Source organism: Enterobacter sp. UPMP2061 (assembly GCF_053709615.1).
The window spans coordinates 1-14,631 of the sequence record NZ_JBSKJP010000014.1 but is presented as its reverse complement, the minus strand read 5'-3'; the positions used below and the strand labels follow the sequence as shown (position 1 = coordinate 14,631).

At 56.6% G+C, this 14,631-nt stretch carries 15 protein-coding genes; 12 read left to right on the top strand and 3 right to left on the bottom strand.

What is annotated here, in order from left to right; all coding sequences use genetic code 11:
- Positions 1–50 precede the first annotated feature (50 nt).
- The 7 genes from ACWKXX_RS19620 to clcB all read left to right on the top strand — a co-directional run bounded on the left by ACWKXX_RS19620 (position 51) and on the right by clcB (position 7,230).
- Positions 51–1,235, top strand: a complete 1,185-nt coding sequence (locus ACWKXX_RS19620) for an MFS transporter (protein ID WP_017384552.1) — start codon at positions 51–53, stop codon at positions 1,233–1,235.
- A 146-nt stretch (positions 1,236–1,381) separates the two neighbouring features.
- A complete protein-coding gene (locus tag ACWKXX_RS19615; RefSeq protein WP_017384553.1) occupies positions 1,382–2,131 on the top strand; it encodes a YoaK family protein in 750 nt (249 codons plus the stop codon).
- 250 nt (positions 2,132–2,381) lie between these two features.
- Entirely contained in the window at positions 2,382–3,092 is a 711-nt protein-coding gene (gene osmY, locus ACWKXX_RS19610; protein WP_003857442.1) for an osmoprotectant ABC transporter permease OsmY, read from the top strand.
- Between the two features lie 18 nt (positions 3,093–3,110).
- Positions 3,111–4,010: an osmoprotectant ABC transporter substrate-binding protein OsmX gene (osmX, locus tag ACWKXX_RS19605; RefSeq protein ID WP_017694085.1), complete on the top strand. Its 900-nt coding sequence runs from the start codon at positions 3,111–3,113 to the stop codon at positions 4,008–4,010.
- A gap of 8 nt (positions 4,011–4,018) precedes the next feature.
- Positions 4,019–4,666 (top strand): osmoprotectant ABC transporter permease OsmW, encoded by a 648-nt coding sequence (gene osmW / locus ACWKXX_RS19600; protein WP_006808875.1) that lies wholly within the window; start codon positions 4,019–4,021, stop codon positions 4,664–4,666.
- The gene (gene osmV / locus ACWKXX_RS19595; protein ID WP_003857446.1) at positions 4,666–5,814 is read left to right on the top strand and encodes an osmoprotectant ABC transporter ATP-binding protein OsmV; all 1,149 of its coding nucleotides are present in this window, start codon (positions 4,666–4,668) and stop codon (positions 5,812–5,814) included. The genes osmW and osmV overlap by 1 nt, the downstream gene beginning before the upstream one ends.
- Positions 5,815–5,919: 105 nt before the next feature.
- Positions 5,920–7,230 carry a voltage-gated ClC-type chloride channel ClcB gene (gene clcB, locus ACWKXX_RS19590; protein ID WP_023296525.1) on the top strand — a complete coding sequence of 437 codons (1,311 nt, stop codon included), beginning with the start codon at positions 5,920–5,922 and terminating at the stop codon, positions 7,228–7,230.
- Here the strand turns inward: clcB and bioD are convergent.
- From bioD to ACWKXX_RS19575, 3 genes are all read right to left on the bottom strand, one after another.
- Positions 7,165–7,860 (bottom strand): dethiobiotin synthase, encoded by a 696-nt coding sequence (gene bioD, locus ACWKXX_RS19585; RefSeq protein ID WP_015570628.1) that lies wholly within the window; start codon positions 7,858–7,860, stop codon positions 7,165–7,167. The genes clcB and bioD overlap by 66 nt on opposite strands.
- Positions 7,861–7,989: 129 nt before the next feature.
- Entirely contained in the window at positions 7,990–9,210 is a 1,221-nt protein-coding gene (gene mlc / locus ACWKXX_RS19580) for a sugar metabolism global transcriptional regulator Mlc (RefSeq protein ID WP_003857451.1), read from the bottom strand.
- 121 nt (positions 9,211–9,331) lie between these two features.
- Positions 9,332–10,237 carry a LysR family transcriptional regulator gene (locus tag ACWKXX_RS19575; RefSeq protein ID WP_015570629.1) on the bottom strand — a complete coding sequence of 302 codons (906 nt, stop codon included), beginning with the start codon at positions 10,235–10,237 and terminating at the stop codon, positions 9,332–9,334.
- Between the two features lie 121 nt (positions 10,238–10,358).
- Here ACWKXX_RS19575 and ACWKXX_RS19570 point away from each other — a divergent pair, with 121 nt between their 5' ends.
- The 5 genes from ACWKXX_RS19570 to ACWKXX_RS19550 all read left to right on the top strand — a co-directional run.
- Complete coding sequence (locus ACWKXX_RS19570) at positions 10,359–11,612, top strand: MFS transporter (protein ID WP_017384556.1); 1,254 nt, start codon at positions 10,359–10,361, stop codon at positions 11,610–11,612.
- Positions 11,613–11,686: 74 nt separating this feature from the next.
- Complete coding sequence (locus ACWKXX_RS19565) at positions 11,687–13,171, top strand: carboxypeptidase M32 (RefSeq protein WP_261666270.1); 1,485 nt, start codon at positions 11,687–11,689, stop codon at positions 13,169–13,171.
- Positions 13,172–13,321: 150 nt separating this feature from the next.
- Positions 13,322–13,627: an acid resistance repetitive basic protein Asr gene (asr, locus tag ACWKXX_RS19560; protein WP_003857459.1), complete on the top strand. Its 306-nt coding sequence runs from the start codon at positions 13,322–13,324 to the stop codon at positions 13,625–13,627.
- A 92-nt stretch (positions 13,628–13,719) separates the two neighbouring features.
- The gene (locus ACWKXX_RS19555) at positions 13,720–13,803 is read left to right on the top strand and encodes a small membrane protein YdgU (RefSeq protein ID WP_057979992.1); all 84 of its coding nucleotides are present in this window, start codon (positions 13,720–13,722) and stop codon (positions 13,801–13,803) included.
- Positions 13,804–13,905: 102 nt separating this feature from the next.
- A partial coding sequence (locus ACWKXX_RS19550; RefSeq protein WP_454540842.1) for a trypsin-like serine peptidase occupies positions 13,906–14,631 on the top strand: 726 nt, incomplete at its 3' end.

Genomic DNA, 14,631 nt, shown 5'->3' with positions numbered 1-14,631 from the left:
AGCCCCCGGCAATCAGGGGGCTTATCTTCTCTTCGCCGTGAATTACACCTATGTCCACACTGAATCAAACCTCATCCCGTGATGCTGAGCGTGCACACTGGGGCGGTATTTTTGCCATGACCCTGTGCGTTTTTGTCCTCATTGCCTCGGAATTTATGCCCGTCAGTCTGCTCACGCCCCTCGCCAGAGATTTAGGGGTGACAGAGGGGACGGCTGGCCAGGGGATCGCCCTCTCTGGTGCGCTGGCTGTCCTGACCAGCCTTTTTCTTTCCCGGCTTGCCGGGAATATGAATCGCAAACATCTTCTTTCAGGCATGACCGTCCTGATGGCGCTGTCAGGGATCATTATCGCCTTCGCCCCAAACGCTTTGATGTATATGGCAGGCCGGGCGCTGATCGGCATCGCCATCGGCGGTTTCTGGTCGATGTCTGCTGCCACCGCCATTCGGCTGGTGCCTCAGCATCAGGTCTCTCGTGCGCTGGCGATTTTTAACGGCGGCAACGCGCTGGCGACGGTGGTCGCCGCCCCGCTGGGCAGTTATCTCGGCTCGACCATTGGCTGGCGCGGCGCGTTTCTTTGCCTGGTTCCCGTGGCGATTGTGGCGTTCATCTGGCAATATTTTAGCCTGCCCAACATGGGCGGGAACCAGCGGCCGTCGCCACGTAAAAGCGTATTTCGCCTGCTCCACCAGCCTGCGGTTTCGGTGGGTCTGATGGCGTGCGGCCTGTTCTTCATGGGACAGTTTGCGTTATTTACCTATGTGCGCCCCTTCCTCGAAACCGTCACCCACGTCAGTCCTTCCGGCTTATCGCTGATCCTGCTCACTATCGGTATCGCAGGTTTCATCGGCACGCTGATCGTCGCGCTGGTCCTGAATGCCGCGTTTTACCTCACCTTAATGGCCATACCGCTGCTTATGGCGCTGATTGCAGGGGTATTAATGCTCACCGGGGACAGCCTGTGGATCGTGGCCCTGCTGTTAGGTTTCTGGGGAATGCTGGCAACTGCGGCCCCCACGGGCTGGTGGACGTGGATAGCCCGTACGTTACCGGAAGATGCCGAGGCTGGCGGCGGGCTAATGGTCGCGGTGATTCAACTCTCTATTGCGCTTGGCTCAACGGCGGGTGGCGTGGTGTTTGATACCTTTGGCTGGCAGAGCACCTTCGCTTTAAGCAGCATATTACTCCTGAGTGCAGGGGTGCTGACTTTTACGACGTCGCGCCATCGGAAATAAGGCATTATATTAACAGGGTTGTTTTATTTAATTACAAAACCTCGCTCACCTCCCGTTGAAATAATAATTAAGCAATATCCTGGTCAGCCAGCGACATCGCTTTGTTAGCTTGAGCGTTCAGGCAAAGCTCAAACCGGAGGTATTCTTTGCTGATTAAATTAAAGAAAGAACGAACGCATCAGGAGGATCGTCGTCTTGCCCTCTGGCTGGCGACCTCCGCGGGACTGCTGAATGCCATTGCGCTGGGCGCGTTCGGTTTTTTTCCCTCTCATATGACGGGCAATACCTCGCAGCTATCCAGCGAAGTTTCCTCCACCGATCTCAGCGATATTCTTTTCTTTGGTGCCATTATTCTTTCGTTTGTATCAGGTGCCATCGCTGCGCGGATTATTGTTATCTGGGGGATTATCCATAACGTCAGGCTGGTATTCAGCCAGGTTCTGTTTGTTGAAGGGCTATTACTGGCCGGGGTATCCCTGTACGAAATGTATTTTCACTCCTTCGCCACGAATCAGGAGATTATTATTTTCCTGTGCGGGTTGATGGGAATTCATAATTCCACCTCCACTCAACTATCCGGCGGTCGGGTGAGATCCACGCACATCACCGGCACGCTGACCGATGCGGGCATTTCGCTGGCCTCCGTTATGGTCGCCATGCTGCGCCGGGATTACTCCAAAGATACGGCCGCGCAAAAGAGTCAGCTCAAAACCCATTTAACTACCCTTTTCTCCTTTATCAGCGGCGGGATCGCGGGGCTGATCCTGTTCAGAGAGTTTGGATTCCACGCGATGCTGGCGCTGGGCCTGTTGCTGGTAATCGTCGCCGCCTTCTCTATCGTCCGCATCTCGTGGCGCGTACGCAAGGTGCGCGCCGCGCTCAGTCGACAGGTATAATCAGCACGCTTTATGTGACGTTGTCACGTAAGGCGTACTTCTTTAAGACTATTCTGCCTGCCCACTGACAGCCCTTATGCCATAAGGCTTCACTCAGGTTGTCACTAATTTCATAGGGTTACTGATTTACCCCCTTCGCTGGAACCCTTCCGTTTCGCTTGCTATAGGTGAAGTACCCCTGCCGAAACATGGCATAACAACAGGCAACCGGTGGTTGCTATAACGCATGCGCACAGGGAGACACACCGCAATGCACCCATTACTTAAACGTTCGCTGCTTTTTGTCGGCGCGATTATCGTGGTTCTCGCTCTCCTCACTTGGGGAATTGGACTGGAGACGATTAAGGCGCGCCAGGTTGACCTGATTTATCTCGGGCAACAGCACCTGATTCTGGTCTTTTCATCCATGTTCTTTGCCCTGCTGGTGGGCATTCCAAGCGGTATTCTGCTGAGCCGTCCGGCCGCACGTGGTATCGCCGAATATGTGATGCAAATCTTTAACGTGGGCAACACCCTGCCGCCGCTGGCCGTTCTGGCACTGGCGATGGTGGTGATTGGCATCGGTGATAAACCGGCCATTATCGCCCTCTTTCTGGCCTCTCTGCTGCCGATTGTGCGTAACACCTATGCCGGGCTGTGCTCTGTTCCCGCGTCGTTGCTGGAAGCGGCAAACGGCATCGGCATGACCAAATGGCAGCGCCTGCGTCAGGTTGAGATCCCAAACGCGTGGCCGGTGATGCTTTCCGGTATTCGCATTGCCACTGCGATTAACGTCGGTACCGCACCGCTGGCATTCCTGATTGGCGCCAGCAGCTACGGCGAGCTGATTTTCCCGGGGATCTATCTGAATGATTTCCCGACGCTGATCCTGGGCGCGGCGGCCACCGCCCTGTTCGCCCTGATTCTGGATACGCTGCTGGCGGCACTGGGCCGATTACTGAGCCCGCATCTCGCGCGATAATTATAACAAGGAGCTTCTATGAGACTGTTTTCCGGGCTGACGGCGCTATGCGCCGCCGCGCTCTTCACCAGCCAGGCGCTCGCCGCGCCGCTGATCCTGGCCACCAAGAGCTTTACCGAGCAGCACATTCTCTCGGCCATGACCGTGCAGTATCTGCAAAAGAAAGGGTTTCAGGTGCAGCCGCAGACCAATATTGCAACGGTGATTTCCCGTAACGCGATGATCAACAAGCAGATTGATATGACCTGGGAGTATACCGGCACCTCGTTGATCATCTTCAACCACATCAACAAACGCATGTCGCCGCAGGAATCGTACGAGACGGTGAAACGCCTCGATGCGAAGCACGGTCTGGTGTGGCTTAAACCTGCCGATATGAACAATACCTATGCCTTTGCCATGCAGCGCAAGCGCGCCGAGGCTGAACATATCAATACCATGTCTGAGATGGTGGCAAAGATTGAGCAGATCCGTAAAACCGATCCGGATAACAACTGGCTGCTGGGCCTTGACCTGGAATTTGCCGGGCGCAGCGACGGGATGAAACCGTTGCAGGCGGCCTACAACATGGAGCTGGACCGCCCGCAGATCCGCCAGATGGATCCGGGCCTGGTCTATAACGCGGTGCGCGACGGGTTTGTCGATGCGGGGCTGATTTACACCACCGACGGGCGCGTAAAGGGCTTCGATCTTAAAGTGCTGGAAGACGATAAAGGCTTCTTCCCGAGTTACGCCGTGACGCCAGTTGTTCGGAAAGACACGCTGGAGGCTAATCCGGGGCTTGAGGAGGCGCTGAACACCCTCTCAGCCCAGCTCAATAACGACGTTATCACCGAACTGAATAAGAAGGTGGATATCGACCATCAGTCACCGCAGCAGGTCGCCCGTGATTTCCTGCGTAGCAAACAGTTGCTGTAGGAGGCGCTATGGAGACGATTCACTATATTCTCGACAACTGGGACTATCTCTTAACCCTGACGCTGCAACACCTGTGGCTGGTGGCGCTCGCCGTGGGCCTGGCGATTATTATTGGCGTGCCGCTGGGCATTTTAATTGTCCGCCATAAATGGCTGGCAACGCCGGTGCTGGGGATTGCCACCATTGTGCTCACCATCCCGTCAATTGCGCTTTTCGGCCTGATGATCCCGCTCTTTTCGCTGATCGGTCAGGGCATTGGCGCCCTGCCCGCGATTACGGCGGTGTTCCTCTATTCGCTGCTGCCGATTGTGCGTAACACCCACACGGCACTCGACAGCCTGCCGCCGGGCCTGCGTGAAGCGGGACGCGGCATCGGCATGACCTTCTGGCAGCGTCTGCGCTGGGTGGAAATCCCGATGGCGTTGCCGGTGATTTTTGGCGGCATCCGCACCGCCGTGGTGATGAACATCGGCGTCATGGCGATTGCCGCCGTGATCGGTGCGGGCGGGCTGGGCCTGCTGCTGCTTAACGGTATTGGCGGGAGTGATATTCGTATGTTGATTGCGGGCGCGCTGATGATTTGTCTTTTAGCGATTGTGCTCGACTGGTTGCTGCACCGTTTGCAGGTGGTACTGACTCCGAAGGGGATTCGATAATGATAAAACTGGAAAACCTCACCAAACAATTTTCACAGAAACACGGCCAGACGTTTAAGGCCGTCGACAACGTCAACCTGAACGTGCCTGAAGGGGAAATGTGCGTGCTGCTCGGCCCGTCCGGCTGCGGGAAAACCACTACCCTGAAGATGATCAACCGTCTCATTACGCCAAGCAGCGGGACGATCCTGATTAACGGCGAAGACACCAGCGGAATGGACACCGTGACCCTGCGTCGCAACATTGGCTACGTGATCCAGCAAATTGGCCTGTTCCCCAACATGACCATCGAAGAGAACATTACCGTCGTGCCGCGCATGCTGGGCTGGGATAAAGCGCGCTGTAAATCCCGTGCCGAGGAGCTGATGGATATGGTGGCAATGGATCCGCATAAATTCCTTCACCGCTATCCGCGCGAAATGTCCGGCGGTCAGCAGCAGCGTATCGGCGTCATCCGCGCGCTGGCAGCGGATCCTCCGGTCCTGCTGATGGATGAACCGTTCGGCGCGGTCGACCCGATTAACCGTGAGGTGATCCAGAACCAGTTCCTGGAGATGCAGCGCAAGCTGAAAAAGACCGTGATGCTGGTGAGCCACGATATTGACGAAGCGCTGAAGCTGGGCGACCGTATTGCCGTCTTCCGTCAGGGACGTATCGTGCAGTGCGCCAGCCCGGACGAGCTGCTGGCGAAACCCGCGAATGAGTTTGTTGGCTCGTTTGTTGGTCAGGACCGGACGTTGAAACGCCTGCTGCTGGTATCGGCGGGCGACGTCACCGACCAGCAGCCTACCATTACGGTACGCGAATCGACGCCGCTGCCGGAGGCCTTCGCCACCATGGATGACAACGATATTCGCGCCATTACCGTGGTTGATGAGCACGGCAAACCGCTCGGCTTTGTGAAGCGCCGCGAAGCGCGTAACGCCAGCGGCAGCTGCGGGGATATTCTGCATCCGTTCCGCATGACCGGTAAGGCCGAGGATAACCTGCGCGTGGTGCTTTCTCGCCTGTATGAGAGCAACACCAGCTGGATGCCGATTGTGGACGAGGACGGACGCTATAACGGCGAAATATCCCAGGATTATATTGCGGAGTATTTGAGCTCAGGGCGTACGCGCCGGGCGTTGAATATTCATAGCGAGAGTTAAGCATTCAGGCCGGGTACTGCCCGGCCTTTTTCCGCACGCATACCTTTTGCTAACCTCCCGATTTACCGCCACAATATTGTATCGTCCCCGTTAAATCACGACTTCATGCAACGTCTTCACGCTTACCCCGACATCCGCGCGATGTTTCGTCGTCTCCTGATTGCTACCGTCACCGGCGTGCTGGCGGCGCTGGCCGTTGCGGTGTTCCGCCACAGCATGTATCTGCTGGAGTGGCTATTTCTCAGCAACGAAAGCGGAAGTCTGGTGAACGCCGCAGCCGCGTTATCACCCTGGCGGCGGGCGCTGACGCCTGCGCTGGGTGGTCTGGCCGCGGGAATGCTACTGTGGGGATGGCAGCGCATGACGGCACAACGTCCCCACGCCCCCACCGATTATATGGAAGCGCTTGAGACGGGTGACGGCCAGTTTGATTACGGCGCCAGCCTGGTGAAATCCCTCGCGTCGTTGCTGGTGGTCGCCAGCGGCAGCGCCATCGGCCGTGAAGGCGCCATGATCCTGCTTGCTGCCCTCGCCGCCTCCTTTTTTGCACAACGTTGTACGCCGAAATCCGAATGGAAACTGTGGATCGCCTGCGGTGCCGCCGCCGGGATGGCCAGCGCCTATCATGCGCCGCTGGCGGGCAGCCTGTTTATCGCAGAGATCCTGTTTGGCACGCTGATGCTGGCCTCCCTCGGCCCAGTGGTGATTGCTGCTGTAGTGGCCCTGCTGACCACGCGCCTGTTAAGTCCCGGCGCGAATACGCTATATGATGTCCATCTCAGCGAGATGCTTACGGCGGTGGATTATTTCCTGATCGTTGGCGTGGGTCTGCTGGCTGGCGTTTGCGGCCCGCTGCTGATGTGGCTGATGGCGGCCAGCCACAGGCTGTTTCTGCGTCTCAAACTTTCACCGCCGTGGCAGCTGGCGCTGGGTGGTCTGATCGTAGGGCTGCTGTCGCTGCTGACGCCGAAGGTATGGGGGAATGGCTATAGCGTGGTTCAGGCGTTTTTGCAGTCGCCGCCGCTGCTGTCGGTGATTGCTGGCGTCTTTATTTGCAAACTGCTGGCGGTGCTGGCAAGCAGCGGGTCCGGCGCGCCGGGAGGCGTGTTCACGCCAACCTTGTTTGTCGGTATGGCAACGGGAATGCTGTTTGCGCAGATCTTTGCGCTGTGGTTTCCTGGCTCTGAGACGGCGATCCTGCTCGGGCTGGCGGGTATGGCGACGCTGCTCGCCGCCACAACGCATGCGCCAATCATGTCGGCCTTGATGGTATGTGAGATGACCGGGCAGTATTTTTTACTTCCCGGTTTGCTGGTTGCCTGTGTTGTGGCGTCGGTATTGTCGAGAACGCTACGCCACGACTCGATCTACGGCCAGCATACCGCCGAAAGCCGAGAGATCGATGTAGTGCGCTAATTCGCGCTGCTCGGCGCGGGGTAGATAAGGCAGTTCGCCCACCAGCGGGCCAGGCAGCTTTTTGCTCAGCACATCGATGATTTCAGCGTAGTGCGCAAGGCCCGGGTTAATACGGTTCGCCACCCAACCAATCAGCGGCAGGCCGTCATTAGCGATAGCCTGCGCCGTCAGCAAGGCATGGTTGATGCACCCTTCCTGAATGCCCACGACCATAATCACCGGCAACTGCTCCTGCACCACCCATTCGGAAAGGGGACGTAAATCGTTCATCAGGCTGCGCCAGCCGCCGGTCCCTTCAACGACAACGTGGTCAACCTTTTCACTCAGATTTGCCAGGCCATCAGAAAGCAGGCTGTAGTTGATAAGCCCACTGTGAGCGACGCTGCTTTCCTCTTCGCTTAAGGCGATAGGATTAACGGCATCATAAGGCAGTTCCAGAGACGAGACGCTTTGCAGAACCAGGGCATCCTTATTGCGCAGCCCTTCTGGCGTCTCTTTACTGCCTTTTGCAACCGGCTTGTATCCTGCAACGCGTTTACCGCTTGCCGCCAGGGCCTGAAGTAACGCGCGGGATACGACTGTCTTCCCGACAGACGTATCCGTACCAGTAATAAAGAAACGCTTAAGCATGACTCATTCCACCTCTTGGGTATGCTTCAAAATATAAACCAGGTAAATAATTCAGTGGGGAAAGTCTACGGGATGCGTGCGCTACCGGGCTTGAGATAGCGCAATTTTTCGTACATCTCTGGAAAAGAGTTAGCCCTGTAGCAAACGAATCAGTAACGAGCCGTTGTACATCGCATCTTTTACCAGCGCGGCGCCGGCCATCGTACCCTGGTTGGAAAATTGCGTACTTTCGACCACGATGTTTTTACTGTACGCGGGAAGCGCCTGCTGATTGATGCAGGCGGAAATCGCCGGAAAGAGGATATCCGCCGCCTGGCTGAGCGGGGAGCCGATCAGTATTTTTTGCGGGTTAAACAGGTTCACCATAATGGCCAGAATGCGCCCGACATTATTGCCCACGCCGGTAATAATGTCCTTCGCCAGCAGATCGCCCTGCCTTGCCGCAGCGCACAGTGCCTCGACGCTTAAGGGTTGACCGTGCAGCGTGGAGCTCATCGACTGGCTGAGCCGCACCTGCGCCAGCTCCAGCACGCTTTCGACGCTGGCAATCGTCTCCAGACAGCCATGGTTACCGCAGTAGCAGCGTTTTCCGTACGGATCGACCTGCGTATGGCCGATCTCCACCAGGCTACTGCTGCCAGCATGCAACAGACGCCCGTCGGTGATCACACCTGCGCCAACGTTATGATCAATCACCACCTGAATTACGTCGCGCGCGCCCCGGGAGGCACCAAACAATGCCTCCGCCATCGTCCAGGCGCTGATATCATGCTGAATGTAGACCGGCACACCGGTGTGGTTTTCCAGCACGTCGCCCAGCGGCATCTCTTTGACGTTTTCATAAAACGGCATGCGGTGCACAATGCCATTTTCGGTATCAATAATTCCCGGCAGGGTGATCGCAATCGCCGTTAAACGTTCAAGACGCTGCTGGTGACGAATAAAGAACTGGTCGATGTGGGTCAGAATGGCATCGAGAAGTGGTTGCTCTGCATTAAGCGGGAGTTCCAGCCGGTCTTCCACCACCAGCTTGCTGCTGAGGTCGCGCAGCGCGAGGAAGATTTCCCCGCGGCTAATCCGCAGCGACAGGTAGTGCCAGGCTTCCGTTTCCACCACCAGCCCTACCGCCGGACGGCCACGGCTGCCCGGCTCCTGAATTTCTGTCTCCTGAACCAGATGGGCTTCCAGCATTTCGCGGACAATCTTGGTAATACTGGCGGGTGCCAGTTGTGCCAGGCGCGAAAGATCGATACGCGAAACCGGACCAAGCTGATCAATCAGGCGATAAACGGCACCCGCGTTGGTCTGCTTGATCTGATCGATATGCCCTGGCTGACTATCAGCAACCACCTCGTACTCCCTTATTTTCGAGCTTCGAAATAAACTGAGGGCTATGGTGAAGCACTTCAATGGCTGACGTCAAATTTTTACTTAGCCATGTGATTTACTGCACATTTTCGCCCACTTTTCCCTATAAATAATGCCCGCGAGAAGCGGTAATTAATTGTTCTTTGAAACGCTGTGCCGCATGGCTCTGTTCATGATGTTTAGACCACACCAGCCACATCTCTGATACTGCATCCTGCTCGGCTATCTTCACCCAGCGCATTTCCGCCAGTTGTACCCGTTTAAATGAGGCCGGGAGAATCGACACGCCAAGCCCTGCGGCAACGAGACCAATGATCGTCATGGCTTCCCCCACCTCCTGCGCGATAGTCGGGACAAGGCCATATCGCCGCATCAGACCAAGAATATCGTCATACAACCCGGTACCCACCTGTGGGTCAAAAAAGACAAACGGCTCTTTCGCCAGTTCAGCCAGCGAGACGCTGTGCTGCGCGGCGAGCGGATGATCCCGGGGGATCATCGCCATCAGCGGTTCGCGGAGGATCACCTGCCACGCCAGGGTATCAGGCAACTGCGTGTTACGCATCAGCCCCAGGTCGAGCGATCCTTCGTTAAGCGGCGATATCTGCTCCCGGGTATTTATTTCGCGCGTCTGAATATGCACATCCGGAAAGTTACGGCGAAACGAGGATAGCGTTTGTGAAACAGCGCTGATAAAGGGGGCCGATGAGGTAAACCCGATGCGCAGCTCCCCCGTCTCCCCAAGATAAAGCCGTTCCGCTCTGGCGGCGGCGTCCTCCACCATACTCAGGATCTGCCGGCTATCGGCGAGAAACTGTTTTCCCGCCGCCGTCAGGCTCACGCTGCGGTTGGTTCGCGCCAGCAGACGCGCCCCGACCTGCTGCTCCAGGATCTGGATCTGCTGGCTTAGCGGTGGCTGAGAGATATTCAGCCTTGCCGCCGCACGACCAAAATGCAGCTCTTCGGCGACGGCGACAAAATAGCGCAGATGGCGCAGCTCGATATTCATATTTTTAAAGTATCATTTGAGATTATTAATATATTAGACAGAATATTTACATTTTCCTACCCTAATCTTGTGGTCATACCCGTCACCAGAAACCACGGGGATGTTTAAGCAAGGATTATGTGTGAGCCGTACAACGACCGTTGATATCGCGCCGGCCAGCGACATTGATGATTTACCCGCAGCACCGCAGCCGGTTCAGTTTATTAAACGTGGTACCCCCCAGTTTATGCGCGTCACGCTGGCGCTCTTCTCAGCGGGTCTCGCCACTTTTGCCCTGCTCTACTGCGTTCAGCCGATCCTGCCGGTCCTGTCGCATGAATTTGGCGTGTCGCCAGCCAGCAGCAGTATTTCGCTCTCCATTTCAACCGGGATGCTGGCGATCGGTCTGCTGTTCACCGGGCCACTTTCGGATGCCATCGGACGTAAGCAGGTCATGGTAACGGCGTTAATGCTGGCCTCCGTGTGTACCTTGCTGTCCACCATGATGACCAGCTGGCACGGCATTCTGGTCATGCGCGCGCTGATTGGGTTATCCCTCAGCGGCGTGGCGGCGGTCGGGATGACCTATCTCAGCGAGGAGATCCACCCGAGCTTCGTGGCCTTCTCCATGGGGCTGTACATTAGCGGGAACTCTATCGGCGGGATGAGCGGACGCCTGCTCAGCGGTGTATTTACTGATTTCTTTAACTGGCGCATTGCGCTGGCGGTTATCGGCTGCTTCGCCCTCGCTTCGGCGCTGATGTTCTGGAAAATCCTGCCGGAATCGCGCCATTTCCGCCCGACCTCCCTGCGTCCGAAAACGTTATTTATCAACTTTCGTCTGCACTGGCGCGATCAAGGGCTGCCCCGTTTGTTCCTGACCGGTTTCCTGCTGATGGGCTCGTTCGTGACGCTGTTCAACTACATTGGCTATCGTCTGATGCTTTCACCGTGGCATCTTAGCCAGGCATTGGTGGGTTTGCTCTCTGTGGCATATCTCACCGGGACATGGAGTTCGCCAAAAGCGGGCGCCATGACCGCGCGCTTCGGTCGTGGTCCGGTGATGCTGGTTTCCACCGCCGTGATGCTGTTCGGACTGCTGATGACGCTTTTCTCTTCCCTGTGGCTGATTTTTGCCGGAATGCTGCTCTTCTCTGCGGGCTTCTTTGCCGCGCATTCCGTTGCCAGCAGCTGGATTGGCCCACGCGCGCGCCGCGCCAAAGGTCAGGCTTCGTCACTGTATCTGTTCAGTTACTATCTCGGTTCCAGCATAGCCGGTACGCTCGGCGGGGTGTTCTGGCATAACTACGGCTGGAACGGCGTGGGCGGATTTATCGCGCTGATGTTGTGCGCGGCACTGCTGGTGGGCGCGAGCCTGCATAAACGACTGCATTAACATTCAGCCCTCTTCGTGTTTAAATCGAGCCGATGCTAATTTTTGTCATCGGCTGATTCAGACACGAGGACTTCATGAAAAACAATAACTATCAACAACTCACCCGCACCTTCCAGCGCCTCTCCCGCTTCTCGCACCTCTCCTCCATCGCCAGCTGGGACATGTTCACCATGATGCCGCCAGGCGGCAGCGCCGCGCGCGGTGAAGCGCTGGCGGAGATGAGCGTCCTGCAACATCAGATCCTGACCGATAAAAAAGTGGGTGAATGGCTGGCGGCGGCGGCAGACGAAGATCTGAATGACGTTGAGCAAGCCAACCTGCGTGAAATGACACGCCACTACCAGCAGGCCACTTTACTGCCGGAATCGCTGGTGGAGGCCAAATCGCTGGCGGGCAGCAGGTGTGAACACGCGTGGCGCACTCAGCGTCTGGCCAACGACTGGCAGGGCTTTTCAGCCAACCTGAAAGAGGTGGTGAAACTCAGTCGTGAAGAGGCCCGCCTGCGCGCTGAGGCTAAAGGCTGCACGCCTTACGACGCGCTGCTGGATATCTTTGAACCCGACATGACCAGCGCTCGCCTGGATGTGCTGTTCGGCGATCTGAAGTCCTGGCTGCCGGAGCTGCTGGCAAAGGTTGTGGAAAAACAGGCTCAACGATCGTTCGTTCCGCCACAGGGTCCCTTCCCGACCGCCACGCAGCGCGAGCTGGGCCTGGAAGCGATGAAAATGCTTGGCTTCGATTTTAACGGCGGTCGTCTGGACGTTAGCGCCCACCCGTTCTGCGGCGGCGTGCCGGAAGATGTGCGTATCACCACGCGTTACGATGAAGATGAACTGCTCAGCGCGCTTTTCGGCGTGATCCACGAAACCGGACATGCCCGCTACGAGCAAAACCTTCCGCGAGCGTGGGCCGGCCAGCCCGTTGCGCTGGCGCGCTCTACGGCGATCCATGAATCCCAGAGCTTGTTCTTTGAAATGCAGCTGGGCCGCAGCGACGCTTTCCTGAAGCATCTGCTTCCGGCGGTTCATGCCCGTTTCGGTAGCCAGGCGGCATTCAGCGAAGAGAATTTTATTGCCTGGAACCAGCGCGTGAAGCCGGGCTACATCCGCGTTGATGCGGATGAAGTGAGCTATCCGGCGCATGTGGTGCTGCGCTATGAGATCGAGCGCGCGCTAATCAATGGCGAAATTGAAGTCGATGATATTCCCGCGTTATGGGATGAGAAAATGCAAGCCTGGCTTGGGTTATCCACCAAAGATAACTACCGCAACGGCTGTATGCAGGATATCCACTGGACCGACGGCGGTTTTGGCTACTTCCCGTCTTACACGCTGGGGGCAATGTATGCGGCACAGCTGTTCCATGCCGCCAAAACTGCGCTGCCCGGGTTGCAGGCATCCATTGCCGGGGGCGATTTCTCGGCGCTGTTTGACTGGCTGCGTCAGAATATCTGGCAGCACGGCAGCCGTTTCAACACGTCGCAGCTCATCACCCAGGCTACAGGTGAAGATCTGAATATCCGCTACTTCCGCGAACACCTGACGTCCCGCTATCTGTAACCGAACGCGCCGGGGGGCCCACCCCGGCGTTGTACATATGGTTACACGCCGATACCAATCACTCACGGAAACCCCGAATTTACAGGGATATAGTTATTTCAACGGCCCCGCAGTGGGGTTAAATGAGAAACCAAATTCGAGGGTATGAAAATGAAAAAAGTATTAGCTCTGGTTGTTGCCGCTGCTATGGGTCTGTCTTCCGCTGCATTCGCGGCTGAAACTACCGCCACCGCAGCGCCTGCGGCATCCACCGCTGCTCCGGCCAAAACGGTTCACCATAAAAAACATCACAAAGCGGCTAAACCAGCGGCAGAACAGAAAGCGCAAGCCGCGAAAAAGCACCATAAAAAAGCGGCAAAACCTGCGGTAGAGCAGAAAGCCCAGGCGGCTAAAAAACATCACAAAAAAGCGGCAAAACACGAAGCGGCTAAACCTGCTGCACAGCCAGCAGCGTAAGAGTACAAGCTTAACCGTGCCCTTCGGGGCACGTTGGTAAACCGGCGCTGAACGGGTTTGCGGTCAGCGCCGTTTTTTTATCCGGAGGGCGTATGCTGCGGCGCTATCGGTTTGAGTTCATTCTTATCCTGCTAATTTTATGCGCGCTCATCGCCAGCCACTTTTATCTTTCCTGAATGTAGCACGCTGATTTTACTCCCACTTTCTCGCCGTCGCGTCTATAGTATTTTCATAGGGTTCACTTTTAATAATCATAATTACCCCCACCAGAGTGTGATATGCGTAAATCTGTTGTGTTGTTACTGGGAACGTTTAGCCTTTTTGCTGGCTTTTCACATGCGGATGATGGCGACGATGACGCCATTAGCGCCAAAGAGGTAAAGACGCTGTTTTTTGGTCATGACGATCGTACGCGTGTCACCGATCCTACCGAATCGCCCTGGGATGCCATCGGGCAACTGGAAACCGCCAGCGGCAATTTATGTACCGCGACCCTCATTACGCCACGCCTTGCGCTGACGGCGGGTCATTGCCTGTTAATGCCGCCTGAAGGCAAACCGGATAAAGCGATCGCCCTGCGCTTTGTGTCGCAAAAAGGAATATGGCGCTACGAAATTCACGGTATTGAGGGGCGGGTGGATCCGTCGCTTGGCAAACGCCTGAAACCGGATGGCGATGGCTGGATTGTGCCGCCCGGGGCGGCCTCCTGGGATTTCGGGCTGATCGTTTTACGTTATCCGCCGTCCGGGATCACCCCGCTGCCGCTCTTTGATGGCGATAAAGCCGCGCTCACCGCCGCCCTGAAAGCCGCCGATCGAAAAGTGACGCAGTCAGGCTACCCTGTTGATCACCTCGATTCGCTGTACACCCATACGGACTGCGTGGTGACGGGCTGGGCGCAAAACAGCGTACTGTCGCATCAGTGCGATACGCTACCGGGTGATAGCGGATCGCCCCTGATGTTAAAAACCGATAACGGCTGGCAGCTGATTGGCGTTCAGAGT

What these genes read in the sequence shown, in the direction of transcription:
- asr (WP_003857459.1), top strand. Translation starts at nt 13,322, where the DNA reads ATGAAAAAAGTATTAGCTCTGGTTGTTGCCGCTGCTATGGGTCTGTCT.
- osmY (WP_003857442.1), top strand. Translation starts at nt 2,382, where the DNA reads ATGCACCCATTACTTAAACGTTCGCTGCTTTTTGTCGGCGCGATTATC.
- bioD (WP_015570628.1), bottom strand. Translation starts at nt 7,860, where the DNA reads ATGCTTAAGCGTTTCTTTATTACTGGTACGGATACGTCTGTCGGGAAG.
- ACWKXX_RS19575 (WP_015570629.1), bottom strand. Translation starts at nt 10,237, where the DNA reads ATGAATATCGAGCTGCGCCATCTGCGCTATTTTGTCGCCGTCGCCGAA.
- osmW (WP_006808875.1), top strand. Translation starts at nt 4,019, where the DNA reads ATGGAGACGATTCACTATATTCTCGACAACTGGGACTATCTCTTAACC.
- ACWKXX_RS19565 (WP_261666270.1), top strand. Translation starts at nt 11,687, where the DNA reads ATGAAAAACAATAACTATCAACAACTCACCCGCACCTTCCAGCGCCTC.
- clcB (WP_023296525.1), top strand. Translation starts at nt 5,920, where the DNA reads ATGCAACGTCTTCACGCTTACCCCGACATCCGCGCGATGTTTCGTCGT.
- ACWKXX_RS19620 (WP_017384552.1), top strand. Translation starts at nt 51, where the DNA reads ATGTCCACACTGAATCAAACCTCATCCCGTGATGCTGAGCGTGCACAC.
- osmX (WP_017694085.1), top strand. Translation starts at nt 3,111, where the DNA reads ATGAGACTGTTTTCCGGGCTGACGGCGCTATGCGCCGCCGCGCTCTTC.
- ACWKXX_RS19555 (WP_057979992.1), top strand. Translation starts at nt 13,720, where the DNA reads ATGCTGCGGCGCTATCGGTTTGAGTTCATTCTTATCCTGCTAATTTTA.
- osmV (WP_003857446.1), top strand. Translation starts at nt 4,666, where the DNA reads ATGATAAAACTGGAAAACCTCACCAAACAATTTTCACAGAAACACGGC.